Below are 24,301 nucleotides of genomic sequence, written 5' to 3'. Positions count from 1 at the left end.
CAATTTGCTCGGCGGTGATCATGTTTGATCCTGTTTCTGCGCTTCCCTGTAACGCCCGTAAGTGTAATAAGCCGCGCAAGCCCCTTCCGACGACACCATGCACGAGCCGATCGGGTTGTCCGGCGTGCACACGCTGCCGAACAATTTGCAGTCGAGCGGGTTCTTCACGCCGCGGATGATGGCGCTGCATTCGCAGGACTGGTGGTCCGCCACCGAGGCATGGGTCAGCTCGAAACGTTTTTCGGCGTCGAAGGCGGCGTATTTCTCGCGGATCTGCAGCGCGCTGTCCGGCACCCAGCCGAGGCCGCGCCATTCGAAGGTGTCGCGCAGTTCGAACACCTCGTCCACCATGCGTTGCGCCTTGAGGTTGCCGTCGCGGGTCACCGCGCGGGTGAATTCGTTTTCCACCTCGGCGCGGCCCTCGTTGATCTGGCGGATCAGCATCAGGATCGCCTGCATCATGTCGAGCGGTTCGAAACCGGCGATCACCACCGGCATATGGTACTCAGCTGAAAACGGCTCGTAGGGGCGGCTGCCGATCACGGTGGACACGTGCGCCGGGCCGACCACGCCGTCCACTCGAGCCTCGCCGCTCTGCATGATGGCGCCGATGGCGGCGGGGGTGAGCACGTGGTTGGAAAATACCGTGAAATTGTTCAGCCCGAGTGTTTCGGCTTGCAGGATCACCACCGCAGTGGGCGGGGTGGTGGTTTCGAAGCCGATGGCGAAGAACACCACCTGCCTTTCCGGATTTTCCTGGGCGATTTTCAGCGCGTCTGCGCTGGAATAGACCATGCGTATGTCCGCCCCGTCGGCCTTGGCCTTGAGCAGGCTCACGCGGCCGGAACCGGGTACGCGCAGCATGTCGCCGTAGCAGCACAGAGTCACGCCGGGCATGCGCGCCAGCTCGATGGCGTTGTCCACCCGGCCGATGGGCAGCACGCACACCGGGCAGCCGGGGCCGTGGATCATGTGCACGCAGTCCGGCAGCAAGCCCTGAATCCCGTAGCGGAAAATGGCGTGGGTGTGGCCGCCGCAGAACTCCATCAGGCCGTATTCGCGCTCCGGCCTGGCCTCGCGCCTGATGTCCGCCGCCAGCTTGCGCGCCAGATCGCCGTCGCGGAATTCGTCGATGTATTTCATATGGGTGAGGAGTGAGGGGTGAGGGGTGAAGAGTCGAGTGTCTCGGCGATTTCGGCGAACAGCGCCAGAGTTTTCTCGGCTTCCTCGGGGTCGAGGCGGTTGATGGCATAGCCGACGTGGACGATGACGTAGTCGCCCAGCGCGACGTCGTCCACCAGCGCGAGCGAGATTTCCTTGCGCACGCCGCCCAGATCCACAACGGCCAGGTCGTTTTCCAGTAGTTCGGCCACCCGGGCCGGAATTGCTAGGCACATGTTCAGTTTCCTTTTTGTATCGCCACCCACGCCTGGCCCAGGCTCAGCCCGCCATCGTTGGGCGGCGCCTGGCAGGCTTCGAGAACGGTCAGTCCGGCCTGTTCCAGCCGGCCACGGAGATTCCGGCTCAGGATGGCGTTGAGAAAGCAGCCTCCGCCCAGCACGACGGTCCTGATCCCGCTCTGCTGCACCGCCTGCATCGTCCAGGCCGCCAGCCCCTGCGCCAAAGTAGCATGAAACAGCGCCGCGCCGAAGGCCTGATCGGGGGTGTCCGCCACAGCGCCGAGCAGGGGCCGGAAATCCAGCACGCCGTCCGGGGCAAGCCGGTAGCCATCGGTCAACGGCTCCACCGCGCCATGGATTTCCGCCAGTCCTTCCAATGCCATCGCGGCCTGACCCTCGAACGAGGCTACGTCCCGCGTCCGCAGCAGGCCGGCTGCCGCATCGAACAAGCGTCCGCAGCTCGAAGTCGTCGGTGCGTTGATGCCGCGCTCCAGCATCTGCCGCACGGTCGCGGCGGCAGGATGGGTAAAGCGGGCTTCGATCGTATCTCCCAGCCCCAGCTGATGCAGCGCGCTGGCGGCCATGCGCCACGGTTCGCGTGCGGCGCGATCGCCGCCGGGAAGGGCGAGCGGCCGGAGGTGGCCGAGGCGTTGGAAATCCGCGCCTTCCACCCGCAGCAGTTCGCCGCCCCAGGCTTCCCCGTCCGGGCCGAAGCCGACACCGTCGAGGGCCAGGCCCAGCACCGGACCGGTGACGCCATGTTCGGCCTGCACGGCGGCGATGTGGGCGTGGTGGTGCTGCACGGCGAGCGCGGGAATGCCGCGCTGATGCGCGAATTCGGCGGCAAAGCGGGTGCTGTGGAAATCCGGGTGCAGGTCGTGGGCCACGATCTGCGGTTCGATTTCCAGTACTTCCATCAGGTGGCGGACCGTGTCATCCAGCGAGGTGCGGGTGGGCGCGTTGTCCAGGTCGCCGATGTGCTGGGAGAGAAAAGCCTCGTTGCCTCGCGTCAGGCACACCGTATTCTTGAACCAGCCGCCGCAGGCCAGGATAGCCGGGCCGGAACGGGGCAACTGGATGGCGCGCGGGGTGTAGCCGCGGGCGCGGCGGATGAATTGGTAAGCGTGAGGGGTGAGGGGTGTACCCGCAAGGGGCATCCCCGCCGGGAGCGGAGCCGAAGGCTCGCGCTCCGGCGTGAAGGAGTGAGGAGTAAGAACGGGGACGCTCCTCACTACACTGTCGTCGCAGCGCACCACGATGTCGCGATCGTGCAGCACGAAGGCATCGGCGATCCCCCCCAGTCTTGCTAGAGCCTCGTCGTTGCCGGTCACCAGTGGTTCGCCGCAGGGGTTGGCGCTGGTCATTACCAACATCAGTTCCTGCTGCTGCTGCTCCAGCCAGGCAGTGGTGGCGGGTTTTCCTGCCGCTTCATGAAACAGCATGAAATGCAGCGTGGTATAGGGCAGCATCGCGCCCATCCAGGCGATCCCCGGTGCGATGCCTGCCAGCAAGGCATCGCATTCCGCTTTCTTGCGCAGCAAAACAATGGGGCGCTCGCGCGTCTGCAGCAGGTCGGCGCTGGCCGCGTCCACTTCCACCAGGGCTTGCAGCGAAGCGGGGTTGGCCGCCATCACCGCGAAGGGTTTTTCCTCGCGCTGCTTGCGCTCGCGCAACCTGGCGACCGCCTGGGCGTTGCGCGCATCGCAGGCGAGGTGGAAACCGCCAAGTCCCTTGATGGCGAGGATTTCACCTGCCTCGAGGCGCGCCACGGCGGCGGCGACGATATCGTCCGCCGCGACTGCCCGGCCGGAAGCATCCAGCAGTGCCAGGCGCGGGCCGCACACCGGGCAGGCATTGGGTTCGGCGTGGAAGCGGCGGTTTGCCGGGTCGCGATATTCCGCGCCGCACGCCGGGCACAGCACAAAGGGCGCCATGCTGGTGTAACGGCGGTCATAGGGCAGGTGGCGGGTGATGGTGTAACGCGGGCCGCAGTCGGTGCAATTGATGAAAGGGTAGCGGTAACGGCGGTCGGTCGGGTCGAACAGTTCGGCGAGACAGGCGGGGCAGGTGGCGGCGTCGGGCGCGATGCCGGTATGGGCTGGGCCGCCTTGGCTTTCCAGGATGGCGAAACCATGCGCGACGGCAAGCGCTGCGCCATCCCCGGACTCGACCGCATCCACCCGCGCCAGTGGCGGCGCATCCGTTCTCAGCCGGGCAAGCAGGTTGCGGATGGCGTTTTCTTCGCCCAAGGCGGCAATTTCCACGCCCTCGCCGTCATTGCGCACCCAGCCCTGAAGTCCGAGCTCGCGCGCCAGGCGGTAAACGAAAGGCCGGAAGCCGACGCCCTGAACCTGGCCCCGTACCCGGATGCGAATTGAAACGAAGCCGCCGTAGGGTGGGCAAAGCGAAGCGTGCCCACGCTGCCCATCTTCATTCACCATAATCATGCTCATCCATGCTCGCACCCGCCCAGTCGGCAGGCAAATCGCCCTGGGCGACAAAACGATGAAAACTCGAATGGGGCCAATCCTTCACATGTTTTACCAGCACGTGTTTGAGCGGATTGGCGTGAATGTAATCCACATGCTGCCGCAAGTCTGTCTCGTCCCTTATCTGGTGTTCCCAGTAACGGCGCTGCCAGATGCCCTTTTCGCGCTTTCCCTCCTTGCTTGCGCAACGAAATTTGGCAGGCGGCAGCGCGCGGGAGAATCCTGCCTTGATCAGATTCCAACGTAGCGGGTAATCCGCGTCATCCGGCGGCATGGTCCAGATCGCGTGCAAGTGTTCCGGCAAAATGCAGATAGCCACGGTTTGGAAGGGGCGCTTGCGTTGTACCTTCGAATAGACCGACCGCAGGTGGTCGATATGGTCTACAAGGGTTGACGAGTGGCGGTCCGCCAGCGCGACGGTGAAGAAAAACGTGCCGCCAGGGATAAGGCTGCGACGATAGTTGGACATGGCTTTACCTTGTCTTGGTCAGGTGGGCACGCTTTGCTTTGCCCACCCTACGTCGACGCTACACTTCTCGCGTTTATTAGCCCGGCTCCCAGCCAAGCCAGCCACTCGTCCATGCCTTCCCCGCTGGTGGCGGAAGTCAGGATGACCTTGATGCCGGGGTTCACGCGCCGCGCGTATTCGACGCACTGCGCGACATCGAAGTTGAGGTAGGGCAGCAGGTCCACCTTGTTGAGCAGCATCAGGTCGGCGGCATGGAACATGTCGGGGTACTTGAGCGGCTTGTCCTCGCCCTCGGTTACGGAAAGGATCACCACCTTGTGCGCCTCGCCCAGGTCGAAACCGGCGGGACACACCAGGTTGCCGACGTTTTCGATCAGCAGCAGGCTGTTGTCGGCGGGCTTCAGGCTTTCCATGGCATGGCCCACCATGTGGGCGTCGAGGTGGCAGCCCTTGCCGGTGTTGATCTGGATGGCGGGCGCACCGGTGGCGCGAATGCGGTCGGCGTCGAAGCTGGTTTGCTGGTCCCCCTCGATCACCGCAACCGGAATCTTCCCTTGCAGGCGTTCGATGGTGCGGGTGAGGAGGGTGGTCTTGCCCGAGCCGGGGCTGGATACCAGGTTGATGGCGAAGATGCCGTGCGTTGCAAGGTACGTGCGGTTCTGCGCCGCATAGGCGTTATTCTTGCCCAGGATATCCTGCTCGATCTGCACCATGCGGCTTTGCGACATGCCCGGCGCGTGGGCGTGGGCGGCGCCCAGGCCGAAGTGCAAGCCTGCGCCGCCGTGCTCGCGGTATTGAACGTGTTCGCTGCCGTGCGGGTGGCTGTGGCCGTGGGCGTGGAACAGGCCGCCGTGCGCGTGTTCATGGGGATGAGAGTGGCCTTCTCCCTCGATGTTCGTTTCGCCTTCGCCGCAACCGCATACTGTGCACATGCTTATCTCCGTTTGAGAACGTGCTTCTAATCCACTTCCAGTTCCTTGATGCGCATTTCCGTGCCGCCGGTCACTTCCACCGGGTAGCCCCCGCATTCCGGGCAGGGGTCGTAGCGTTGCGCCAGATTCACAGTCTTACCGCAACTCAGACAGCGTCCCTCTCCGGCAGTTTCAATTATTTCCAGCTGCGCTCCCTCTGCCACGCTGTTCTGCGTCACGGCGTCGAAGCAGAAGCGCAGCGCTTCCGGCTCCACCCCGGCCAGTTGCCCGACTTCGACCCACACGGTCTTCACCCGCGCAAACCGGTTGCTGCTGGCGCTGTCTTCGATGATCTGCAGCATGCTCTCGGCGAGCGACATTTCATGCATGGTTCAATTCGACCTCATAAGCCACACAGGGGTCAAGTGCCAGCAGCAGCAATTCGGCGGCTTCGCGCGCCTCGTCCGGCGTGGTTGCTGGCCTTCCCGTCAAGCCACAAGTATAGGCGCCCTGCGAATGGAAATTCCATTCGGTGGGGGCCACGATGCGGTAATCCGCCACTTTCCCGTCCGTGTCCAGCGCCAGCCGGTGGACCAGCAGGCCGCGCGCGGTCTGTACCCACGCGGCGCCCTCACTGGTGCCCAAACTTGCGCTTTCCAGCCAGGGCGGGTGTTGCTCGTCTGCGTCCATGCTTTCGCCCAGTTCGACCACTTCCAGCAGACGCGCCAGCAGACGCACGAAAATGGTCGACCCTTCGCGCTCCAGTAAAGTGGAAATCAGCGGATGACCTGCCATCCGGGCCAGGGCGCCGGTTTCCGCGGGCGCACCCTGCCAGCAGGGGAGCATCGCGAAATTCCGTTCCCGTTCCAGTTCCGGCAGCACATGATTGAGCATTTCTCCCCGCCTCAGTGGCGGCAGGAGCGGGACGCCACCTCCACCCCAGCGGCCCTTGCCCGCCCAGAGTTTGCACAGGGTGGCGGCCAGGGGCGTGGTACGGCCATCGAGCCAGTGCTCCATATCCTGCACGGACAGCATGCGACGCCATTCCGGCAGCGGCATTCCCAGAAGCTTTGTGGAGAGGAATTCCTGCACCTGGCCGGCAAGGCCCATCCAAATCCCGGCGTCTGGCGCGTCAATCTGACCGCCGGCTGTTTTCCAGCCGTCCCGGGACAGGACCGGGTCCAGCACCCGCGCAAAGCCGCGGCGCAGTTCGGTAAATTCCGCCACCATGGGGGGCTGGGCGACGATTTTCGGCACGTCGAGCAGAAAGCGCCACAGCGCCTCCTGAATCGCCTCGCTGCGCACCAGCCGCTCGCGCCATTTCGCCGTTTCGGCTGGCGCCGCGACGCCCCTGGCCGCTTCCAGCGCCATCGCCCCGGCCACGCCCTGGGCCTTGCCGCACAGGCTGAACAGCAGCGGGATCAGGTTCACCGCCTGCTGGCCGGTTTTCCTGCGCAACAATTCAATGGCTTCCACGGAATGGCGCGGCGCCAGCTCGACGCTGTTGATTCGCGCACCGTCCCAGCTCAGGCGGATGTGAATCTTACCGCCCGGGTCCATCCCCGCCTCCCGTGAAAAAGCGCCCGCGCAGGAAATTGCGCTTGGAGTGCGACACTTCCGCAGTTGCCGGTTGCTCTGGCGCGGCGACCTTGAATAGGGTGTCCATCGCCGCCTGCGCGGCTTCCCTGGCCATTTCCTGGCTGTCGAAGCCGTCCATGGAAGCGAACAGGGGACACTGCTGATAAGGCCCCAGAACCGGCTCGTGCGCGGCGATGAAATTGAGCTCGCCCGCCGGGAAAGCCCAGCGCTGGCGGGTCGATTCGGGCAGATTCGGCCATTCGCCGCCCGTGCCGGGCACCAGGAGGTAGTTCATGCACCACGGCGTGATCAGCACGCCCAGCCAGTGGCCGCAAAACGGGCGGAAGCCGGATGCCTCGACGTGCAGCGCGGAATTGAGGAAAGGCAGCCCGGCCATGCGTTCCTGGTGGATAGCACGAAACGCGGTTTCCACCAGCAAGGCGGGGTTATCGGCAAAGCCTGAGGAAAAGGGTTCGATGTGCCGCTCCCAAACGAAACAACTACTGACTAAAGACGGTTGGTTTGGACTTGCTCCTCCCCCTTCAAGGGGGAGGTTGGGAGGGGGATGGGGTAAAAATGCGGTGACCGATTCAACCCATCCCCACCCCAGCCCTCCCCTTGAAGGGGAGGGAGTAATAGGGGGTTTTACGAGGCGGCGATGATTTCGCTAAAGGCGCGTAAAGCTTCCTGTGCGGGTTCCGCTTCGATGCGCTGGTAGGCGAAACGGCCGGCTTGCACCAGCACGTAATCCCCCAGGACCACCTCATCGACCAGCAGGATCAGGCTCACATCGCGCTGCTCGCCAAAACACTCGACGGTAGCCATCATACCGTCAAGCGCGACGATGCGTGAAGGAATAGCCATGCACATTTCAGTGTCTCGTCAGTGTCTCGCGGTGAGGTTCATGCCAAGCTGGTTCAGCTCGCTCTTCACCAATCCTACCACTTGCGGCAACTGCCTTGCCACCGCCGGCGTGAGTTCCATGCCCAAAGCCAGCGATTCCGGCTCGATGCCGATCACGGTGGTGGTGCCGGGTTGCTCTCCCATCAGCACCAGCGTTGCCAGCACGTCGGACAGGCCGACCTGGTGGGGCGAGAGCTTGGTGCGGAAGAACACCGGCACTTCGTCGCCGGCCATCCTGACGATGGTGGCCGGCGGCTTTCCGCTGCGCACCGCGTCCACGATGATCAGGTGGTCGGCGTGCCCCAGGTCTTCCAGCATTTCCATGGCGGAGGTCCCGCCGTCGATCAATTCCACTTCCGCCGGCAGGATATAGTCGCGCGCCAGTTTTTCCACCGTGCGCACGCCTATGCCTTCGTCCGAGAGCAGGATATTGCCCACGCCCAACACCACGATACGCATCTATAGCACCTTTACCGTTACCACTTCATTGCTCTCCGGATCGAGCACATGGACCGCGCAAGCTAGACACGGGTCGAAGGAGTGCACCGTGCGCAGCACTTCCAGGGGTTTTTCGGGATCGGCTACCGGATTGTTGAGCAGCGCCGCCTCGTACGGGCCGGGCGTATCGCTTTCGTTGCGCGGCGCGGCGTTCCAGGTGGTCGGCACTACTGCCTGGTAGTTCTTGATCTTGCCGTCCTTGATCACCACCCAGTGGGACAGCACGCCGCGCGGGGCCTCGTGGAAGCCGACACCGCTGACCTCGCCCTTGGGGAAAACAGGCTTGTTGAAGGTCGCGGTGTCCCCCTTGGCGATATTGGCCATCAGCAGGCTCCACTGATGGTCCAGTTCGTCCACCTGCACCGCGCACGAAACCGCGCGCGCCGCGTGGCGGCCGATGGTGGAATGCAGGGCGGAAACGGGGATCGTGGTCTTGGCCAGCGAGCCCACCGTGTCCAGCACCGTCTGGAGATATTTCTTGGTCGGCGCGTGGTCTGCCGCCACCATGTTGAGCACCCGCGCCAGCGGGCCGACCTGGGCCGGACGGCTGTAGAAGGTGGGAGACTTGACCCAGGAATACTTGCCGTTGTCCTCGAAGTCGGTGTATTCCGGGTCGGTCTCGCCCTTGTAGGGGTGCAGTGCGCCCTTGCCGCCCTTGTACCACGAGTGTTTGACGCTCTCTTCCACGCCGTCGCGGAAGTAGGGGTCGCCGAAGGCCTTGATCGCGTGATGGCTGGCCAGGTCGCCGCCCTTGATGTAGCCGCCGGGCAGGGCGAACTGGGTGCCCTTGGTGTCCAGCGGCAGGTCCGGCACCGAGAGATAATCGGTGATGCCCGCGCCGTACTTGGTCCAGTCGGAGTAGAACGCGCCGATGGCGGAAACATCCACCAGGTAGACGTTTTTTACGAAGTCCGCAAGTTCGTCGATCCAGCCCTTGATCGCCATCAGGCGCTCCACCGTCAGCACCGACTGGGAGTCCAGCGCGATGGGGTTGGCCACGCCGCCCACCGCCAGGTTCTGGATGTGGGGCGTCTTGGAGCCGAGCACCGTGACGATCTTGTTCGCCTTGCGTTGAATGTCGAGCGCCTGGAGATAGTGAGCAGTCGCCAGCAGGTTCACTTCCGGCGACAGCTTCATCGCCGGGTGACCCCAGTAGCCGTTGGTGAAGATGCCCAGCTGCCCGGTGCCGACGAAGGCGCCGAGACGCGTCTTGACCTGCTCGAACTCGTGGATGCTGTTGCCTTTCCAGGTGGAAAGCGACTCCGCCAGTTGCGCCGTCTTGGCCGGATCGCCCTTCAGCGCCGAGGTCACGTCCACCCAGTCCAGCGCCGAGAGGTGGTAAAAATGCACGATGTGATCGTGGATGGCGTGGGCCGTGATGATCAGGTTGCGGATGTACTGGGCGTTGAGCGGGATTTCCATGTTGAGCGCATTCTCCACCGCGCGCACCGAGGCGATGGCGTGCACCGTGGTGCACACGCCGCAGATGCGCTGGGTGATGGTCCAGGCGTCGCGCGCGTCGTGGCCGAGCAGGATTTTCTCCACCCCGCGCCACATCTGCCCGGACGCCCAGGCCTTGGTTACCTTGCCGCCGTCTACCTCGCAATCGATGCGCAGGTGGCCTTCAATCCGGGTGATCGGATCTATGGTGATTCTTTTGCCCATCATGCTCTCCTAATTAAGCCTTATTAAGCTTTCTCTTCTTTGGGAAGAATCGGCAGGTAACGTACCAAAACGATGTAACCCAAAATCTCCAGCGCGATCATGCCTATGGAAACCATTATTTCCGGCAGCGACGGGAAGTAGTGCCAGCCGGCACCGGTTTCCAGTCCCACCAGGTAGGAATTGATGCGCAACATGAACCCGGCGAGCAGCAGGCAGAACGCCGCGATGAACAGCTTGGCGGGATTGCGCCGCGCGGCCGGGTTCGCCAGCAGCGCCAGCGGTGCGATGAACAGCCCCATCTCGATCCAGAACCAGAAAGCTTCCGTGCTGATCTCGAACATGTAGCCGAGCGCGCCGCGCCACGCCAGGTCGGCGAAGCGCACCACCACATAGACCGCCAGCAGACCGGTCATCAGGCGCGAGATCTTGGTCAGCAGGTGCATTTCCAGCGGCCGGCGGAAGCCCGAAGACGAAATGCATGCCTCGAAAATCACGATGGCGAATCCGATGGTCACCGCCGTCATCAGGTACAGCAGCGGCAGCAACATGGTCTGCCACAAGGGGTGAATCTGGTAGCCGAACACGATCAGCAGCGACCCCAGCGAAGACTGGTGCATGGAAGGCAGCAGCACGCCCAGCGCGATGATGAGAAACAGCACCTTGTTGAGTTTTTTCTTGAGGTCCTTGAGGCCGAATTTCTCCAGGAAGGCGGGAGAGAACTCGATCCACATCACGAAAATGTAGGCCGTGATGCACACCGCCACCTCGAACATCACCGAGTTGACTTGGGCGTAGCCCGGCCAGAACATGTGCCAGGTATTCCAGTAGCGGCCGAGGTCGAAGATCACCGAGGCGCCAGCCAGGGTATAGCCGAACAGGCTGGCCAGCAGCGCCGGCCGCACCATGGGGTGGTATTCCCCCTTGTTGAAAATATAGACCAGCAAGGCCATGGTATAGCCGCCGCAGGCGAAGGCGGAGCCGATCATCACGTCGTAGACCACCCAGATGCCCCAGGTGTAGCCGTCGTTGACGTTGGTCACCGCGCCGATGCCGTAGACGAAGCGTATCCCCAGGATCACGAAGGCGATCACCACCAGCGCCGCGAGAATGACGGTGAACGGGGTCACCAGCTTGCCGCCCAGCGGGGCTGGCGCGGGATGATGCATATTCGAAGCTGACATGAAGACGCCCTCCTATTTCTTCTCTGGTGTGGTTTCAGTTTCTTCCATGTCGTCCTTGACGTTGCGTTTTGCGACATAGGTCAAAACCCCGAGAAACGCGAGGGGCATCATCAGCCAGCCGTACAGCGTGTGCTGCATGGTTTCAGATATGCTGGCGTAGGAGCGTTCCGGCAGGTTGGGCTGCCCCAGTTTCTCGAACGGCACGGCGGAAAGCTTGATCATCTGGGTGCCGCCCACTTCCTTGTCGCCGTAGATGCGCTGCACGTACTTGGCGGCTTTGGCGACGTGGGGTGACTGGTCGTGCGTGGCGAGATTGCCGCGCGGGAACTCGGTTTCCTGCCCCGGCTTGAGCGCCAGGCGGCGTTCGGCCTCGGCATGCAGGTCCTTCACCGGCCCGTACAAGGTGGCGCCGGTCGGGCACACCTCGGCGCAAGCAGCATATTTCCCGTCTGGGATGCGGTGCCGGCACAACTGGCACTTGGTGATCTGCGGGAAGGCTTTGTCGTACTGGAAGCGCGGCACCCCGAACGGGCAGGCCGCCACGCAATAGCGGCAGCCGATGCAGGCGCCCTTGTCGTAGGCCACGATGCCGGTGACGGGGTCCTTGGTCATGGCGGACACCGGACAGGCCGAAACGCAGGAGGGATCGGCGCAGTGCAGGCAGGACGTCTTCATGAAGGCGTAGCCGTTCTCTTCGCTGTTCTTGATCTCTCCCGTACCGGACTTGTACATCTTGATCACGGTGATGGTGTTGCCGGAGATGTCGAGGGGCGTGTCCCAGTATTTCTCCGCGGTGGAAAATTCCGGCGGCAAGCCGTTGACCTCTTTGCACGCGGCTACGCAAGCCTTGCAGCCGATGCACAGGGTGCTGTCATAGAGCAGCCCCAGCGCTCCGGGCGGCATGGGCTTGTTGCCGCGTGCTTCGACGGTCCCCCCGCTGGTCAGAAGCGCCCCGCCGGCGAGCGCGCCCTTGAGGAAATCGCGCCGCTTCATGTTCATGATTCGGCCCCCTCTTTATCCTTGGGCGCTGTCTTGTTTTCTGCCTCATGGGCTGCGCCCAGGTTGCGCGCCAGCATCGCGCTACCGCCCGCTGCGGCGCCCGCGATGGCAGCCAGTGCCGCTGCCGAGCCGAAGGAAATTCCCTTGCCCTGATCCTCGAAGATGCGCGGGAAGGACAGCGGCGGAACGATATTCTTCAGTTCCGCCAACTCGTGGATGGGTTTGCTGAACCCCACCCCTTTCTCGGTGCAGCCGATGCAGGGGTGCCCCGTGCCCACCGGCCAGCTGGCGCAACCGACGTCGCCGAACAGGATGGTCGGGCAATTGGCGTAGGTTTCCGGCCCCTTGCAGCCCAGCTTGTAGAGGCAATAGCCCTTGCGGTGGCCGACATCGCCGAACTCCATGGCGAAACGTCCGGCGTCGAAGTGCGCGCGGCGCTCGCAGTTGTCGTGGATGAGGCGGGAGTAGGCGAATTTGGGGCGTCCCAGCTGGTCCACGTCGGGCAGTTTGCCGAAAGTGAGGTAATGCACCACCGTGGAAAGGAAGTTATAGGGGTTGGGCGGGCAGCCGGGGATATTGGGGATCACCTTGCCCAGCACCTCGCCGGCGCTGGACGCGCCGGTCGGGTTTCCTCCGGTGGACGGCATGCCGCCCCAGGACGCGCAACTGCCGATGGCTACCACGGCGCCGGCATCGGCTGCGCATTCCTTGACCATGTCCACCGCGGTCTGGCCGCCGACTTTGCAGTAGATGCCCTTGTCCTTGATGGGGATGGCGCCCTCCACCACCAGCAGATACTTGCCCTTGTTGGCTTTCATGGCGTCCTTGCGCGCCGCCTCGGCCTGATGGCCCGCCGCCGCGAACAGGGTTTCATGGTAGTCGAGGGAGATCACGTCGAGGATCAGCTTTTCCAGGGTGGGGTGCTCGGCGCGCAGCAGGGACTCGGTGCATCCGGTGCATTCCTGGAAGTGCAGCCAGATCACGGAAGGTCGCTTGGCGCTTGCCACAGCCTCGGCCATGGCTGCGTCTGCGCCCTTCGGCAGGCCCATGGTCGTGGCCATGGCCGCGCACAGCTGGAGAAACTCGCGGCGCGAAACACCCAGTCGCTGCTCCAGCGCCGCCACGCCGTCGCTATGCTCCAGCGCTTCAATACTCTCGTTCTTGCCCATGACGCCCCTCCTGGTGATAGGACCAACACTTGTATAAGACCTATACAAGAATCGTGCCATTGCAGGGGGTTGACGAAAACAAAGGGTCGCCGCGAAATTGGCTATTTAATTGTGGAATGTATGCTTTCGCTTTTTGAATTGAAATGGTTAATATGCTTCCAATTATTCGCCCGCTACTGCAGCAAATCCCGCTCCGCTGTCCAGCGGTCAAGCGCGCACGGTTATTGCATCCCGCCAGTGATTACAGAAGCTGAAGCGGCGCACGGCGAGGGGGCGATCCATAGGGATCGCGTTTCACGCATGTTGTGCGCCGGCAAAGTCATCGGAAGACAGCACAGAAATGGTCGAAAAGCACGAAAAGGAGAATGAAGCCCGCCAGTTCATGTCGAGCGTGATGGCTTCGATGTCCGATGTGCTGCTGGTTTGCAGCCCCGCCGGCCGGATCGAGGAGGTGAACCGCGCCCTGGTGAAGCTGCTGAGACGCAGCGAGGACGAATTGCGCGGCTCAGCGCTGGCGGACCTGCTGGCCGAGGACTCGATCCTGCCGCCGATAAAAGGCATGCCGCAGACACAGGGCCCGATCTGCTGCATGGAGGACTGCGAAATGCTGTTGCGGGGCGCAGACGGCAGTATCATCCCGGTCGCCATGAACTGTACGCCGCGCTACGACCAGCACGGAGAAGAAGTCGGTTACGTCCTGGTCGGACGGCCCATCGGGGAACTGCGCCGTGCCTACGAGGCCCTGCACGATGCGCACGAGGAACTGAAGCTGACCCAGCGCAGGCTGCTGCATTCCGAAAAGATGGTTGCGCTGGGGCGGCTGGTGGCCGGCGTCGCTCACGAACTCAACAACCCGATCAGTTTCGTCCTGGGCAACGTGCATGCGCTGCAACGCTATACCCAGCGCCTCAAAACCTACCTCGATGCGATTCACGACGGCGCGGATTTGGGGGCGCGCGAAGAAATGCGTCAGAAATTCAGGATCGACCGCATCCTGGAAGACATTGAGCCGCTTATCGACGGCACCATGGAGGGGGCGGAACGCACCCAGAGCATCGTCGAGGGGCTGAAGCGCTTTTCCGCGCGGGACGCCGAGCAGACCGAGCGGTTCGACCTGGTCGGGCTCGTCGCTAAGGTGGTGCACTGGGTGGTCGGCTCAGGGCCGGAAAAACTCGAAGTCATCAGCCACATGCCCGAGCATTTGCCGACGGTCGGAAACAGCGGACAAATTCAGCAGGTCGTCATCAACCTGCTGCAGAATGCGCTCGATGCCACCGCGGGGCAGGTCTCGCGCGTGCTGGAAATAAGCGGCAGCGTGCAGGGAAAATGGGCGGTTGTTGCGTTTCACGATAACGGGCCGGGCATCGATCCCAAACATCAGACCCAGCTCTTCGATCCATTCTTTACCACCAAGCCCGTGGGCAAAGGTACCGGCCTGGGGCTTTCCATCAGTTACGGCCTCGTCGCACGCCACGGCGGAGAACTCAGCGTGGCAAACCATCCGGCTGGCGGAGCGGTGTTTACGCTCAAGCTGCCGCTCGACGCCTTCGTCGAGTAGTCGCCTATATGACCCGGACCTGCACCAGCTCTTCCCCCGCCGGGTCGACCACGTGCACGGCGCAGGCGATGCACGGATCGAAGCTGTGGATGGTGCGCAGGATCTCGATCGGCTGTTTCGGGTCGTGCAGCTTGTGCCCCTTGAGCGCCGCCTCGTAAGGGCCTTCCTGCCCCGCGACGTCGCGCGGTCCGGCGTTCCAGGTGGAGGGCACCACTGCCTGGTAGTTGTCGATGATCTGGTCCTTGATGACGATCCAGTGCGCCAGCGCGCCGCGCGGCGCTTCCATGTGGCCCACGCCCTTGGCCAGTTTCGGCCAGGAAGAGGGTTCCCACAAAGTCTCGTTGAAAGTGCGCACGTCGCCGCCCTTGATGTTGGCCAGCAACTGGTCGTACCAGCCCTGCATGGCGTCGACGATGATCTTGGTTTCCAGCGTGCGCGCAGCGGTGCGGCCGAGAGTGGAATACAGGGCGCTGACCGGCAGCTCCAGTTTGCTCAGCGCCATGCCGATCAGTTCTTTGGTCTGGGCATGGCCTTTGGCGTACAGCATCAGCACCCGCGCCAGCGGGCCGACCTCGACCGCCTTGCCTTTCCAGCGCGGCGACTTGAGCCAGGAATAGGAAGCATCGGTGTCGAGGTGCTGGTAGGGCGGCTTCGGGCCGGTGTAATGCAGCGTGGTTTCGCCCTTATAGGGGTGCAGGCCCTGGTCCTTGCCGGCGCTGTAGTCGTACCAGGAATGGGCGACAAATTCCTGGATCTGGTCGTCGGCATTGAGGTCCACCGGGTGGATGCGCGACAGGTCGCGGTCGAGGATCACGCCGGACGGAATCAGGAAGCTGGCCGGGTCGTCCATCCCCTTTTCCGGGAAATCGCCGTAGGTCATGAAATTACCGATCCCCTCGCCCTGGGCGGCCCAGTCCTTGTAGAAACCGGCGATGGCCAACGTGTCCGGCACGTATACCTGATCGACGAAGTCACGCATCTGGACGATGAGATTTTTAACCTTTTCCAGCCCCACCATGTTGAGCGCGGTCGCCCCGGCCCCACCACGGAAATGCGGCCCCTTGCCCTGCCCTTGGTGCTCGGGGTGGACGCTGATGGCGCAGGGCACGCCGCCGACCACGAAGTTGGGATGGGGATTCTTGCCGCCGAAAATGGTGTGCAGTTGCGCCACATCGCGTTGCCAGGCGAGCGCATCGAGATAGTGCGCGACCGCCATCAGGTTGGCTTCCGGCGGCAGCCGGTAGGCCGGGTGGCCCCAGTAACCGTTGCTGAAAATGCCGAGCTGGCCGGATTCGACGAACACCTTGAGCTTCTTCTGCGTGTCGGCGAAATAGCCGGGCGAGGATCTTGCGTAGTTCGACAGGCTCTGCGCCAGCTCGGAAGCCCTTTTCGGATCGGCCTGCAGCGCGGAAACCACGTCCACCCAATCGAGTGCGTGCAGGTGGTAGAAATGCATCACGTGGTCGTGCACGTACTGGGCCGCGATCATCAGGTTGCGGATCAGCTGGGCGTTGGGCGGAATCTTGTAGTCGAGCGCGTTTTCCACCGCGCGCACCGAGGCGATGCCATGCACCAGCGTGCACACGCCGCAGATGCGCTGCGCGAAGGCCCAGGCATCGCGCGGGTCGCGGCCGCGCAGGATGATCTCGATGCCGCGCACCATGGTGCCGGCGCTGGAGGCGCGGGTGATCTCGCCCTGCTCGTTGGTTTCCGCCTCGATGCGCAAGTGGCCTTCGATGCGGGTGATGGGGTCGACGACAACGCGCTGGTTCATGCGGGTTCTTCCTGTAAAAAGCAGTTCAGGCCACAGAGTTCACAGAGAACACAGAGAGTGCAGAGGTTTCCGGTCGATTGTCGCCGCGCCTGCCGGGCGAGCGGAAGTTCTTACTCTGTGATCTCTGTGTTCTCTGTGGCTAACGGGGTTTCAAGGTTCATCTTTTTTCAGATATTCGGCCACCAGTTCGGTGATGCCGATCATCTTGGTGTCCATGTTGTAGTGCTCCAGCCCTTCCTCCAGCACGTTGCGGCAATTGGCGCAGGCGGTGATCATGGTGCCCGCGCCCGTGTTCTCGATCTGGCGTTTCTTGATTTTGAACACCGTAAAGCGCAATTCTTCGGCACGGGTGATCGCCGATACCCCGCCGCCGCCACCACAGCACCAGTTGTAGACGCCGGCATCTTCCATTTCGCGGAAATCGCTGGCCACCATGTTGATCAGGTTGCGCGGCTCGGCCACGATGCCGCCGCGCCGCACGATCTGGCAAGGGTCGTGCAGGGTGAGGGATTCCGCCGTCTTGCCCTCGGTCTTGAGCCGGCCATCCTTGAGCAACTGGTCGAGCAGTTCGAGGATATGCACCACTTCGAACTTGTATGGCCGGCCGATGAGGTTCGGGCCGTCCCAGCGCAGGGCGGTGAAGGCGTGGCCGCATTCCGGGCTGATGACGTATTTCACGCCGAGCTTTTCCGAGACGGTGACGATGCGCATCACGATCTCGCGTGCGAGGTCGGAAACGCCGATCTGGATGCCGCTGTTGGTGGCCTCGAAGGCTTCGCTGGAAACCGTCCAGCTGATGCCGGCCTGTTTGAAGATGCGCGCCAGGGAACCGAGATATTCCGGATAGCCCATGATCTCCATCGAGGACATGATCGCCATGTAGTCCGCCCCGGCCTTGTCCACCGGAATTTCGATTCCGGTTTCCTCCTGCTGTTCGTGCACCCGGGCCATGAAGGTTTTGGGCTTGATCCCCATCGGGCTGCCCAGCTCGATGGATCTGCGGGTGGCGTCGATCAGCCCCGCCGGCGCATGCCCGGATGCCGCCATGCCTTCGCGCATCTTGCGGATCATGTAGGTGATGTCGTTGCCCACCGGGCACATCAGGGTGCAGCGGCCGCACAGGGTGCAGCTGTCGTACACCAGCGGGCTCCATTCCTCCAGTTCTTCGTCGCTGATGGTTGCGCCCAGCCCCAGCAGGGAGGTCAGTTTGCCGAGCAGGGTGTATTCCCGCTTCCACAGCTTGCGCAAGGGTTCCAGCTTGTGGATCGGGGTGTATTTCGGATCGCCGGTTTCAGTGTGGAACAGGCAGGCGTCGGCGCACAGCCCGCAGTGCACGCAACTGTTGAAGAAGCTGGCGATGGGTGCGTCCATCACCTCGCGAAAGGCGTTGAGCCCGCGCTCCAGCGATGCTGTCATAATCTCGCTCCCTTATGTCCCAGCGCATCGCCGTTGTACCAGCGTGAAACGAACAGCGACATGGTATGGACGAGCTTGGTGAAGGGCATGAACACCAGCAGCAGCTCCACGCTCAGGATGTGCACCGCCAGCATCAGGGTGTAGGGCAGCAGCAGGTGGTGGAAAGCCAGGTAGCCGCTCAGCAGCGGCGCCAGCGTGAGCGCCCACGATGCATAGTCGTCGAAGGTGGAGAGGAAGCGCTTGACCGGGTGATACAGCCGGTAGGCCAGCATCAGCAGCAGCGCCACGATGGTGAGCAGGGAAACGCCGTCCACCAGCTGGCTCGGCAGCGCCGGCCAGCCCAGGCCCACGGTCTTGCGGAACAGCTGGATGTGGGGCGCAAAGAACAGCAGGGCGACGAAAAATCCGATGTGGAAGGTGTAGCCCATGAGGTAGGTCGGGAACGTGCGCTTCAGCAGGGTGCGGTTGGGCAGGGAGCGGCTGAAGATGGTTATCCAGCCGGCAGCGGCGTTGCCCGGACGCGCTACGGAGAGGTCCGGCTTGCGTCCCAGGCTGAAGATTTCGAACAGCTTGAGCAGCATGCCGAAGATGCAGATCGCCAGGGCGATCTGCAGGCCCGGACCGCGGGCCCAAAGCAGCAAGTCCATGTCGCTCATGTCATTTCTCCAGGTCTTTTACCGTCACGGTCTGGTGCTCCGACTTGGCGGCGCCCTTGACGTGGCGGTTGTGCATGGCGATGGCGGCACCGCCGACGATGCCCGCTGCCGCAGCGACGGCGGCGGCCTTGCCGACCGGGGTGATCGGTGTCGAGAGCGCCTGGTAGAAGCTGCCGGCATCCCAGAAATTCGGCTCCGAGCATCCCAGGCAGCCATGGCCGGATTCGATGGGGAAGCTGGTGCCCTGGTTCCACTTGGTGGTGGCACAGGCGTTGAAGGTGGTCGGTCCCTTGCAGCCCAGTTCGAACAGGCACCAGCCGTTGCGCGCGCCCTCGTCGTCGAAGGTTTTGGCGAACTTGCCCTGGTCGTAGAAGGGACGGCGATAACAGCGGTCGTGGATGGATTCGCCGTAAAACACCTTGGGCCGTCCCAGGTCGTCGAGTTCGGGCAGCGTGCCGAAAGTCAGGTAATGCGCCAGCACGCCGGTAATCACCACCGGAATGGGCGGGCAGCCGGAAACGTTGATGATCGGCTTGTCCTTGATGATGTCCGACACCGCTACCGCGCCAGTGGGATTGGGATTGGCGTGGGGAATCCCGCCGAAGGCCGCGCAAGTGCCGACTGCCATGATCGCCGCCGCACCCTTTGCGGCTTCCTGCAGCATGTCGAGATTGCTCATGCCGGCGATGGTGGAATACACGCCGCCGTCCTTGGTCGGGATGGAGCCGTCCACCACCAGCAGGTACTTGCCGTAGAACTTCTTCATCGCCTCTGCGCGCGCAGCTTCGGCCGCTTCGCCCGATGCCGCCTGCAGGGTGTGGTGGTAGTCGAGGGAGATGGCGTCGAAGATCAGGGCTTCCAGCGTGGGGGTATGGGAGCGGGTGAGCGATTCGGTGCAGCCGGTGCATTCCTGGAACGAGAGCCAGATCACCGATGGCCGCAAAGCCTTGTCCAGCGCGGCGGCGATGGCTGGAACCATGCTCGGCGGCAGGGCCATGAGGGCGGCCATGGCGCTGCAGAACTTGAGGAAGCCGCGCCGCGAGACGCCTTGCGCTCGCAGTATCGCGCCCAACGAGTTTTCATCAGCCATGACGATCTCCTGTGCTACGTAAACTCGCATAGCGAGCCTGCTTCCCCCTCTCCCGCATGCGGGGGAGGGCTGGGGTGGGGGAAACGGTCATGGCAAATTTCATGACCGTTAGTTCGCCTGCAATCTTTCCCGCAAGCGCTGCGCCGCTTCGCTCACGTCTTCCGCCGGGGTCTGCAGGAGCGCAGGGCAGCGCGTCACCTCGATCGACTCCGTCATGACCTCATGCGCGCTGTTGCGATGGGTCACCCACCACACGCCGTGCAGTGCCGTTTCGCGGATTTGCGTGAGCCCGAGCGCCTGGAGTTCGGCGCTGAGTTCACCTTCTCCCAGCGCTTCCTGCAGGGCCTCGTAATCGCCCGGCAGGAGCGGCAGGCCGTTCAGTTGCACGCTGCCGCCTTCGCCCGTGCGCGCCAGGCTGTCCAGCAGCGCGGCGATTTCGTGCAGCAGCGGTGCGGCGTTGCCGTTCATGATTGCCAGCCGTGGATCAATTCCCGTGCCGCGGCGCAGGCGAGCGGCAAGGCCTGCGCCACCGCAGCGGAAGGGATTTCGCCCCAGTCCAGCATGGCGGGCTGGATGCCGATCAATGCGCGTTGCGGCGGCAGGCTGTCGGTCAGGTGGGTGATCGCCAGCAGGTCGAGCAGGCCTACTTCATGCACGCTGCATTTGCGGTTGGCGCCGAGAAAGCGATCCATTTCTGCGTCGCGAAACACTTCGACCGTACCGGGCGGGCCGCCCAGCTCGGCGGCGTCGATGACCAGCAGGCAATCGACGGCGCCGATCGGGCCTGCCAGGGTGAAGCTCAGCGTGCCGCCATCCACGAACTCGACCCCGCTCAGGTCCGCGGATTCCAGTTGCAGGCGGTGCATGGCATGAACGCCCGCGCCTTCGTCCTGCAGCAGCGTGTTGCCGATGCCGAGGACCATGACGCGCAAGGGGGGTGGAAGGGGTGTCACGACGTGATGCACGCGAAGGAACGGCGTCGTCTTGTGGCACAAGTGCAGCAACGCTTTGGCATAAACCGCTCCCTCGCTTGGCAGGTCGGACCAAGCTAGCACCGGGGGCGGAAAAAATCAATGCGGGGGATTGCTGAATTCTTGTCACGGGTTCGGACCTGCTTGCGAACAGCCGGGCAAAAAATGGGGCCGGCGCTGTTCATGCGCAGGCCCCATTCAGGTCCAGTCAGTCAGGCGGTTGGCCCGCCCTTGTGATTATTTTTTCAGGCAGTCGCTCATGAATTTCTTGCGATCGTCGCCCTTGAGCGCCTTGTCGCCAGCTTCCTTGTTGCACTGTTTCATCTTGTTCTGCTGGGTCGTCGGGGCTGCGGCTTCTTCAGGCTTCTTGTCCTCAGGCTTCTTGGCGCTCAGGCATTCCTTCATGAAAGACTTGCGAGCATCCCCCTTGAGGTCTTTGGTTTTGGCGCTCGCATTACATTCCTTCATCTTTTCCTGCTGCGGACCGGCAAAAGCCAGAGGGCTGGCTAATGCCAGGGCAATGGCGGCAACAATCAGTTTTTTCATGCGGCTCTCCCGTTTCATCTGTTAAATAGGAAAAGCAATGCTAATGCAATCTGACTAAACATTAAACAGGAAATTCAGCACGTCCCCGTCCCGTACCACGTATTCCTTGCCTTCCGAACGCATCTTGCCGGCTTCCTTGGCGCCCTGTTCGCCCTTGCAGGCGACGAAATCCTCGAAGGCGATGGTCTGGGCGCGGATGAAGCCGCGTTCGAAGTCGGTGTGGATCACGCCCGCGGCCTGCGGGGCGGTGTCGCCGATGTGGATGGTCCAGGCGCGCACTTCCTTGACGCCGGCAGTGAAGTAGGTCTGCAGCCCGAGCAGCTTGTAGGCGGCGCGGATGACGCGGTTGAGGCCCGGCTCTTCGAGGCCCATATCGGCGAGGAATTCCTTCTTGTCGGCTTCGTCCAGGTCGGCGATTTCGCCTTCGATGGCGGCGCAGATCGCGACCACCGGGGCGCCTTCCTTGGCGGCCAGCTGTTCGACTTTTTCGAGATGGGGGTTGTTGCTGAAACCGCCTTCATCCACGTTGGCGATGTACATGGTGGGCTTCAGGGTCATCAGGCACAGCGGCTTGAGCAGGGCGGCTTCTTCCTTGTCCAGATTCAGGCTGCGGGCGGGCAGGCTTTGATCCAGAGTGGCGCGCACTTTTTCCAGCAGCGCCATCATGCGCTGGGCATCCTTGTCGCCGGATTTGGCCAGCTTGTTGCTGCGCAGCACGGCTTTTTCCACCGTCTCCAGGTCGGCCAGCGCCAGTTCGGTGTTGATCACTTCGATGTCGGAAACGGGGTCGACCTTGCCTGCCACATGTATCACGTCCACGTTTTCGAAGCAGCGCACCACGTGGGCGATGGCGTCGGTTTCGCGGATGTTGGCGAGGAACTTGTTGCCCAGCCCTTCTCCCTTGCTCGCCCCGGCCACCAGGCCGGCGATGTCGACGAACTCCATGATGGCGTGCTGCAGTTTCTGCGGCTTGACGATTTCCGCCAGCGCATCGATGCGCGGGTCGGGTACTTCGACGATGCCGACGTTGGGCTCGATGGTGCAGAAGGGGTAATTTTCCGCCGCGATGCCGGCGCTGGTGATGGCGTTGAACAGGGTGGACTTGCCGACGTTGGGCAGGCCGACGATACCGCATTGGAGACTCATGAAAATCCTTTAAATAGTGATGCTCCTGCGCATCCAACGCGGATGTCGAGGAATTTCCGCGGGCGTGTCGCTCCGGGCAATTCGCGATTATAACGCGGCGGGGTTCTCACTCCAAAGAACGACGGCTAAAGCTTCCTGACTTCGTCCCAATCGAAAACTACTTCTTCTTCCGTGCTCTCCGCATGGCTTGGCGTTGCAGCGCCGCTGGCTTGCATGAGACGCTGGAACTCCTCGATCGAGATTTCTTCAACTTCCGGCATTCTGCGCTCGGGGTTGCGCCTGCGCTCCTTCCAGCCGGCTGGCGGTCCTGCGTCGCGTTTGCGGCGGTCCAGCCCGGTACGATGCTTGTGTTTGCCCGACATGCCTCTCTCCTCTCGAGGGGTTGATCGCCAACATTGGTTTTAAGTGTATCCTGCGGCAGGCGATAGCTGGCGGAGCCTGTCAGCAACTCTTTGTTATCAATTGAGAGTAGCCGATCCATGACACTATGACAATAGTGTGAATGTCGGCGAGCGGCTCAAGTTGCCGGTGTGTTGCCCCGCTCGGCGTCGGGCGCCAGCAAATCCAGCTGTGCCTGGTCGAGATAACACCAGGCTCCCGCATCCAGGTTCAATGCCTCGAGCGTCAACGCGCCGATCGCCGCGCGGTGCAGGGCGGTGCAATGGTTGCCGGCGGCCGCCAGCATGCGTTTGACCTGGTGGTATTTTCCCTGTTCCAGCACGATTTCCAGCTGGTGCGCGGCGATTTGGCGGCAGGTCACCGCGGCCAGCGGCGCGGGCTCGTCGTGCAATTGCACCCCCGCCAGCAGGAGGTCGACCAGCGCGGGCGTCACCGGGTCGTGCGCGGTGGCCACGTAGACTTTGGGGATATGCCGTTTGGGGGAAGATTGAGCGTGGATGAAGGCGCCGTCGTCGGACATTAGCAACAGGCCGGTGGTGTCGTGATCGAGGCGGCCCACCGGCTGTACGTCGCGCCAGGTAAATTGCTCCGGCAACAGCGACAGCACGCCGGGGTGGTGGCTGGGCTTTCTCGAACACTCGTAACTGGCAGGCTTGTGCAGAGCGATGTATACATGTTCGCGGTAGGCCCAGCGTTCGTCGAACAGCGTGAATTCGAGCCCGCTGGTTTCGAAAACGGCGCGCTGGTCGCTGACCGTCTCGCTGCCGATCGACACCTCGCCGTCTTCGATCATGCGCCGACAGGCCTTGCGCGTACCGAAGCCCTGCGATTGCAGGATGCGGTCAAGAGGCTGCTTGCTCATTTCGCGGCCTTGGTATGCAGCTTCAGCATGGCAGCGGGAAAATCGCCTGCCAGTATTTGCGGCAGCAGGGGCAGGCTTTTGTCCACGGCTGACTCGATCAACTCCTGTTCTTCGCGGCGCGCAGGGTGCAGGACGTAATCCGCAACCTGGTTTTTGTCGCCGGGGTGGCCGATGCCGATGCGCAGACGCCAGAAATCGGGCGTGCCGAGATGAGCGATGATGTCCTTGAGGCCATTGTGTCCGCCGTGGCCGCCGCCTTTCTTGAGGCGCGCATCGCCGGGCGCAAGGTCCAGCTCGTCATGGACGACCAGGATTTCTTCCGGGGTGATTTTGTAGAAGCCAGCCAGCGCGCCAACGGCCTGGCCGCTGCGGTTCATGAAGGTCTGCGGTTTGAGCAACCAGGTTTCATGGCCGTCGAGGTGGGCGCGCGTCGTCAGTCCGTGAAACTTTTTTTCCGCGTTGAACATGGCTTTGCGGGCGGCAGCAATCCGTTCCACCCACCAGAAACCGGCGTTGTGACGGGTGTCCTCATATTCCAGACCGGGGTTGCCTAAACCGACAATCAGCCGAATACCGGGCATCTGCGTTTTCCTCCTTGGATAAAAAAAGCCCGTCAATCAG

26 protein-coding genes are annotated in these 24,301 nt (G+C 62.9%); 1 reads left to right on the top strand and 25 read right to left on the bottom strand.

The features are described 5' to 3' along the window. Nucleotides 1-18 precede the first annotated feature (18 nt). From hypD to SKTS_RS17470, 14 genes are all read right to left on the bottom strand, one after another. Complete coding sequence (gene hypD / locus SKTS_RS17535; RefSeq protein ID WP_173068158.1) at nucleotides 19-1,143, bottom strand: hydrogenase formation protein HypD; 1,125 nt, start codon at nucleotides 1,141-1,143, stop codon at nucleotides 19-21. Beyond that, nucleotides 1,140-1,397 (bottom strand): HypC/HybG/HupF family hydrogenase formation chaperone, encoded by a 258-nt coding sequence (locus tag SKTS_RS17530; RefSeq protein WP_173068155.1) that lies wholly within the window; start codon nucleotides 1,395-1,397, stop codon nucleotides 1,140-1,142. The genes hypD and SKTS_RS17530 overlap by 4 nt, the downstream gene beginning before the upstream one ends. A gap of 2 nt (nucleotides 1,398-1,399) precedes the next feature. Beyond that, complete coding sequence (locus SKTS_RS17525; RefSeq protein WP_244617384.1) at nucleotides 1,400-3,853, bottom strand: carbamoyltransferase HypF; 2,454 nt, start codon at nucleotides 3,851-3,853, stop codon at nucleotides 1,400-1,402. After that, nucleotides 3,831-4,358: an REP-associated tyrosine transposase gene (locus SKTS_RS17520; RefSeq protein ID WP_173068152.1), complete on the bottom strand. Its 528-nt coding sequence runs from the start codon at nucleotides 4,356-4,358 to the stop codon at nucleotides 3,831-3,833. The genes SKTS_RS17525 and SKTS_RS17520 overlap by 23 nt, the downstream gene beginning before the upstream one ends. Before the next feature lie 47 nt (nucleotides 4,359-4,405). Further along, nucleotides 4,406-5,290: a hydrogenase nickel incorporation protein HypB gene (hypB, locus tag SKTS_RS17515; protein ID WP_173068149.1), complete on the bottom strand. Its 885-nt coding sequence runs from the start codon at nucleotides 5,288-5,290 to the stop codon at nucleotides 4,406-4,408. A gap of 26 nt (nucleotides 5,291-5,316) precedes the next feature. Then, nucleotides 5,317-5,658 carry a hydrogenase maturation nickel metallochaperone HypA gene (gene hypA / locus SKTS_RS17510; RefSeq protein ID WP_173068146.1) on the bottom strand — a complete coding sequence of 114 codons (342 nt, stop codon included), beginning with the start codon at nucleotides 5,656-5,658 and terminating at the stop codon, nucleotides 5,317-5,319. After that, nucleotides 5,651-6,829: a nickel-dependent hydrogenase large subunit gene (locus tag SKTS_RS17505; protein ID WP_173068143.1), complete on the bottom strand. Its 1,179-nt coding sequence runs from the start codon at nucleotides 6,827-6,829 to the stop codon at nucleotides 5,651-5,653. Before SKTS_RS17505 ends, hypA begins: the two co-directional genes overlap by 8 nt. Then, nucleotides 6,813-7,280 (bottom strand): [NiFe]-hydrogenase assembly chaperone HybE, encoded by a 468-nt coding sequence (gene hybE / locus SKTS_RS17500; protein ID WP_244617526.1) that lies wholly within the window; start codon nucleotides 7,278-7,280, stop codon nucleotides 6,813-6,815. Before hybE ends, SKTS_RS17505 begins: the two co-directional genes overlap by 17 nt. Before the next feature lie 212 nt (nucleotides 7,281-7,492). Continuing rightward, nucleotides 7,493-7,711 carry a HypC/HybG/HupF family hydrogenase formation chaperone gene (locus tag SKTS_RS17495; protein WP_244617383.1) on the bottom strand — a complete coding sequence of 73 codons (219 nt, stop codon included), beginning with the start codon at nucleotides 7,709-7,711 and terminating at the stop codon, nucleotides 7,493-7,495. An 18-nt stretch (nucleotides 7,712-7,729) separates the two neighbouring features. Then, complete coding sequence (locus tag SKTS_RS17490; RefSeq protein ID WP_173068134.1) at nucleotides 7,730-8,209, bottom strand: HyaD/HybD family hydrogenase maturation endopeptidase; 480 nt, start codon at nucleotides 8,207-8,209, stop codon at nucleotides 7,730-7,732. Continuing rightward, nucleotides 8,210-9,913 (bottom strand): nickel-dependent hydrogenase large subunit, encoded by a 1,704-nt coding sequence (locus tag SKTS_RS17485; protein WP_173068131.1) that lies wholly within the window; start codon nucleotides 9,911-9,913, stop codon nucleotides 8,210-8,212. 23 nt (nucleotides 9,914-9,936) lie between these two features. Beyond that, complete coding sequence (gene hybB, locus SKTS_RS17480) at nucleotides 9,937-11,094, bottom strand: Ni/Fe-hydrogenase cytochrome b subunit (RefSeq protein ID WP_173068128.1); 1,158 nt, start codon at nucleotides 11,092-11,094, stop codon at nucleotides 9,937-9,939. 12 nt (nucleotides 11,095-11,106) lie between these two features. Further along, nucleotides 11,107-12,093, bottom strand: a complete 987-nt coding sequence (gene hybA, locus SKTS_RS17475) for a hydrogenase 2 operon protein HybA (RefSeq protein ID WP_173068125.1) — start codon at nucleotides 12,091-12,093, stop codon at nucleotides 11,107-11,109. Next, nucleotides 12,090-13,262, bottom strand: coding sequence for a hydrogenase small subunit (locus SKTS_RS17470; protein ID WP_173068122.1), 1,173 nt, complete (start codon nucleotides 13,260-13,262; stop codon nucleotides 12,090-12,092). The genes hybA and SKTS_RS17470 overlap by 4 nt, the downstream gene beginning before the upstream one ends. Before the next feature lie 340 nt (nucleotides 13,263-13,602). Between SKTS_RS17470 and SKTS_RS17465 the strand changes: the two genes are divergently transcribed. Beyond that, nucleotides 13,603-14,820, top strand: a complete 1,218-nt coding sequence (locus SKTS_RS17465; RefSeq protein ID WP_173068119.1) for a PAS domain-containing sensor histidine kinase — start codon at nucleotides 13,603-13,605, stop codon at nucleotides 14,818-14,820. Between the two features lie 4 nt (nucleotides 14,821-14,824). Here SKTS_RS17465 and SKTS_RS17460 read toward each other — a convergent pair whose 3' ends face one another. From SKTS_RS17460 to pth, 11 genes are all read right to left on the bottom strand, one after another. Further along, the gene (locus tag SKTS_RS17460) at nucleotides 14,825-16,594 is read right to left on the bottom strand and encodes a nickel-dependent hydrogenase large subunit (protein ID WP_173068117.1); all 1,770 of its coding nucleotides are present in this window, start codon (nucleotides 16,592-16,594) and stop codon (nucleotides 14,825-14,827) included. A 150-nt stretch (nucleotides 16,595-16,744) separates the two neighbouring features. Then, nucleotides 16,745-18,010 (bottom strand): (Fe-S)-binding protein, encoded by a 1,266-nt coding sequence (locus SKTS_RS17455; protein ID WP_173068114.1) that lies wholly within the window; start codon nucleotides 18,008-18,010, stop codon nucleotides 16,745-16,747. Beyond that, nucleotides 18,007-18,666 (bottom strand): hypothetical protein, encoded by a 660-nt coding sequence (locus SKTS_RS17450; RefSeq protein WP_173068111.1) that lies wholly within the window; start codon nucleotides 18,664-18,666, stop codon nucleotides 18,007-18,009. Before SKTS_RS17450 ends, SKTS_RS17455 begins: the two co-directional genes overlap by 4 nt. Nucleotide 18,667: 1 nt before the next feature. Next, a complete protein-coding gene (locus SKTS_RS17445; RefSeq protein ID WP_173068109.1) occupies nucleotides 18,668-19,756 on the bottom strand; it encodes a hydrogenase small subunit in 1,089 nt (362 codons plus the stop codon). 108 nt (nucleotides 19,757-19,864) lie between these two features. Next, on the bottom strand, nucleotides 19,865-20,224 hold the full coding sequence (locus tag SKTS_RS17440; RefSeq protein WP_173068106.1) for a hydrogenase expression/formation C-terminal domain-containing protein: 360 nt from the start codon (nucleotides 20,222-20,224) through the stop codon (nucleotides 19,865-19,867). Further along, the gene (locus SKTS_RS17435) at nucleotides 20,221-20,811 is read right to left on the bottom strand and encodes a HyaD/HybD family hydrogenase maturation endopeptidase (RefSeq protein WP_244617382.1); all 591 of its coding nucleotides are present in this window, start codon (nucleotides 20,809-20,811) and stop codon (nucleotides 20,221-20,223) included. Before SKTS_RS17435 ends, SKTS_RS17440 begins: the two co-directional genes overlap by 4 nt. A 153-nt stretch (nucleotides 20,812-20,964) precedes the next feature. Further along, nucleotides 20,965-21,273, bottom strand: a complete 309-nt coding sequence (locus SKTS_RS17430; RefSeq protein WP_173068104.1) for a PsiF family protein — start codon at nucleotides 21,271-21,273, stop codon at nucleotides 20,965-20,967. Between the two features lie 54 nt (nucleotides 21,274-21,327). Continuing rightward, on the bottom strand, nucleotides 21,328-22,419 hold the full coding sequence (ychF, locus tag SKTS_RS17425; RefSeq protein ID WP_173068101.1) for a redox-regulated ATPase YchF: 1,092 nt from the start codon (nucleotides 22,417-22,419) through the stop codon (nucleotides 21,328-21,330). A 125-nt stretch (nucleotides 22,420-22,544) separates the two neighbouring features. After that, nucleotides 22,545-22,781 carry a hypothetical protein gene (locus SKTS_RS17420; protein WP_173068098.1) on the bottom strand — a complete coding sequence of 79 codons (237 nt, stop codon included), beginning with the start codon at nucleotides 22,779-22,781 and terminating at the stop codon, nucleotides 22,545-22,547. 155 nt (nucleotides 22,782-22,936) lie between these two features. Continuing rightward, entirely contained in the window at nucleotides 22,937-23,680 is a 744-nt protein-coding gene (locus tag SKTS_RS17415) for a pseudouridine synthase (protein WP_173068095.1), read from the bottom strand. After that, nucleotides 23,677-24,261: an aminoacyl-tRNA hydrolase gene (gene pth / locus SKTS_RS17410; protein ID WP_173068092.1), complete on the bottom strand. Its 585-nt coding sequence runs from the start codon at nucleotides 24,259-24,261 to the stop codon at nucleotides 23,677-23,679. Before pth ends, SKTS_RS17415 begins: the two co-directional genes overlap by 4 nt. Nucleotides 24,262-24,301 lie beyond the last annotated feature (40 nt).

The organism is Sulfurimicrobium lacus (genome assembly GCF_011764585.1).
Lineage (GTDB): Bacteria > Pseudomonadota > Gammaproteobacteria > Burkholderiales > Sulfuricellaceae > Sulfurimicrobium > Sulfurimicrobium lacus.
This window is presented reverse-complemented; position numbering and strand designations above follow the sequence as displayed.

Excerpts from the sequence above, each read along its gene's own strand:
- hypD (WP_173068158.1), bottom strand. The coding sequence starts at position 1,143 with ATGAAATACATCGACGAATTCCGCGACGGCGATCTGGCGCGCAAGCTG.
- SKTS_RS17530 (WP_173068155.1), bottom strand. The coding sequence starts at position 1,397 with ATGTGCCTAGCAATTCCGGCCCGGGTGGCCGAACTACTGGAAAACGAC.
- SKTS_RS17525 (WP_244617384.1), bottom strand. The coding sequence starts at position 3,853 with ATGAGCATGATTATGGTGAATGAAGATGGGCAGCGTGGGCACGCTTCG.
- SKTS_RS17520 (WP_173068152.1), bottom strand. The coding sequence starts at position 4,358 with ATGTCCAACTATCGTCGCAGCCTTATCCCTGGCGGCACGTTTTTCTTC.
- hypB (WP_173068149.1), bottom strand. The coding sequence starts at position 5,290 with ATGTGCACAGTATGCGGTTGCGGCGAAGGCGAAACGAACATCGAGGGA.
- hypA (WP_173068146.1), bottom strand. The coding sequence starts at position 5,658 with ATGCATGAAATGTCGCTCGCCGAGAGCATGCTGCAGATCATCGAAGAC.
- SKTS_RS17505 (WP_173068143.1), bottom strand. The coding sequence starts at position 6,829 with ATGGACCCGGGCGGTAAGATTCACATCCGCCTGAGCTGGGACGGTGCG.
- SKTS_RS17495 (WP_244617383.1), bottom strand. The coding sequence starts at position 7,711 with ATGGCTATTCCTTCACGCATCGTCGCGCTTGACGGTATGATGGCTACC.
- SKTS_RS17490 (WP_173068134.1), bottom strand. The coding sequence starts at position 8,209 with ATGCGTATCGTGGTGTTGGGCGTGGGCAATATCCTGCTCTCGGACGAA.
- SKTS_RS17485 (WP_173068131.1), bottom strand. The coding sequence starts at position 9,913 with ATGGGCAAAAGAATCACCATAGATCCGATCACCCGGATTGAAGGCCAC.
- hybB (WP_173068128.1), bottom strand. The coding sequence starts at position 11,094 with ATGTCAGCTTCGAATATGCATCATCCCGCGCCAGCCCCGCTGGGCGGC.
- hybA (WP_173068125.1), bottom strand. The coding sequence starts at position 12,093 with ATGAACATGAAGCGGCGCGATTTCCTCAAGGGCGCGCTCGCCGGCGGG.
- SKTS_RS17470 (WP_173068122.1), bottom strand. The coding sequence starts at position 13,262 with ATGGGCAAGAACGAGAGTATTGAAGCGCTGGAGCATAGCGACGGCGTG.
- SKTS_RS17465 (WP_173068119.1), top strand. The coding sequence starts at position 13,603 with ATGGTCGAAAAGCACGAAAAGGAGAATGAAGCCCGCCAGTTCATGTCG.
- SKTS_RS17460 (WP_173068117.1), bottom strand. The coding sequence starts at position 16,594 with ATGAACCAGCGCGTTGTCGTCGACCCCATCACCCGCATCGAAGGCCAC.
- SKTS_RS17455 (WP_173068114.1), bottom strand. The coding sequence starts at position 18,010 with ATGACAGCATCGCTGGAGCGCGGGCTCAACGCCTTTCGCGAGGTGATG.
- SKTS_RS17450 (WP_173068111.1), bottom strand. The coding sequence starts at position 18,666 with ATGAGCGACATGGACTTGCTGCTTTGGGCCCGCGGTCCGGGCCTGCAG.
- SKTS_RS17445 (WP_173068109.1), bottom strand. The coding sequence starts at position 19,756 with ATGGCTGATGAAAACTCGTTGGGCGCGATACTGCGAGCGCAAGGCGTC.
- SKTS_RS17440 (WP_173068106.1), bottom strand. The coding sequence starts at position 20,224 with ATGAACGGCAACGCCGCACCGCTGCTGCACGAAATCGCCGCGCTGCTG.
- SKTS_RS17430 (WP_173068104.1), bottom strand. The coding sequence starts at position 21,273 with ATGAAAAAACTGATTGTTGCCGCCATTGCCCTGGCATTAGCCAGCCCT.
- ychF (WP_173068101.1), bottom strand. The coding sequence starts at position 22,419 with ATGAGTCTCCAATGCGGTATCGTCGGCCTGCCCAACGTCGGCAAGTCC.
- SKTS_RS17420 (WP_173068098.1), bottom strand. The coding sequence starts at position 22,781 with ATGTCGGGCAAACACAAGCATCGTACCGGGCTGGACCGCCGCAAACGC.
- SKTS_RS17415 (WP_173068095.1), bottom strand. The coding sequence starts at position 23,680 with ATGAGCAAGCAGCCTCTTGACCGCATCCTGCAATCGCAGGGCTTCGGT.
- pth (WP_173068092.1), bottom strand. The coding sequence starts at position 24,261 with ATGCCCGGTATTCGGCTGATTGTCGGTTTAGGCAACCCCGGTCTGGAA.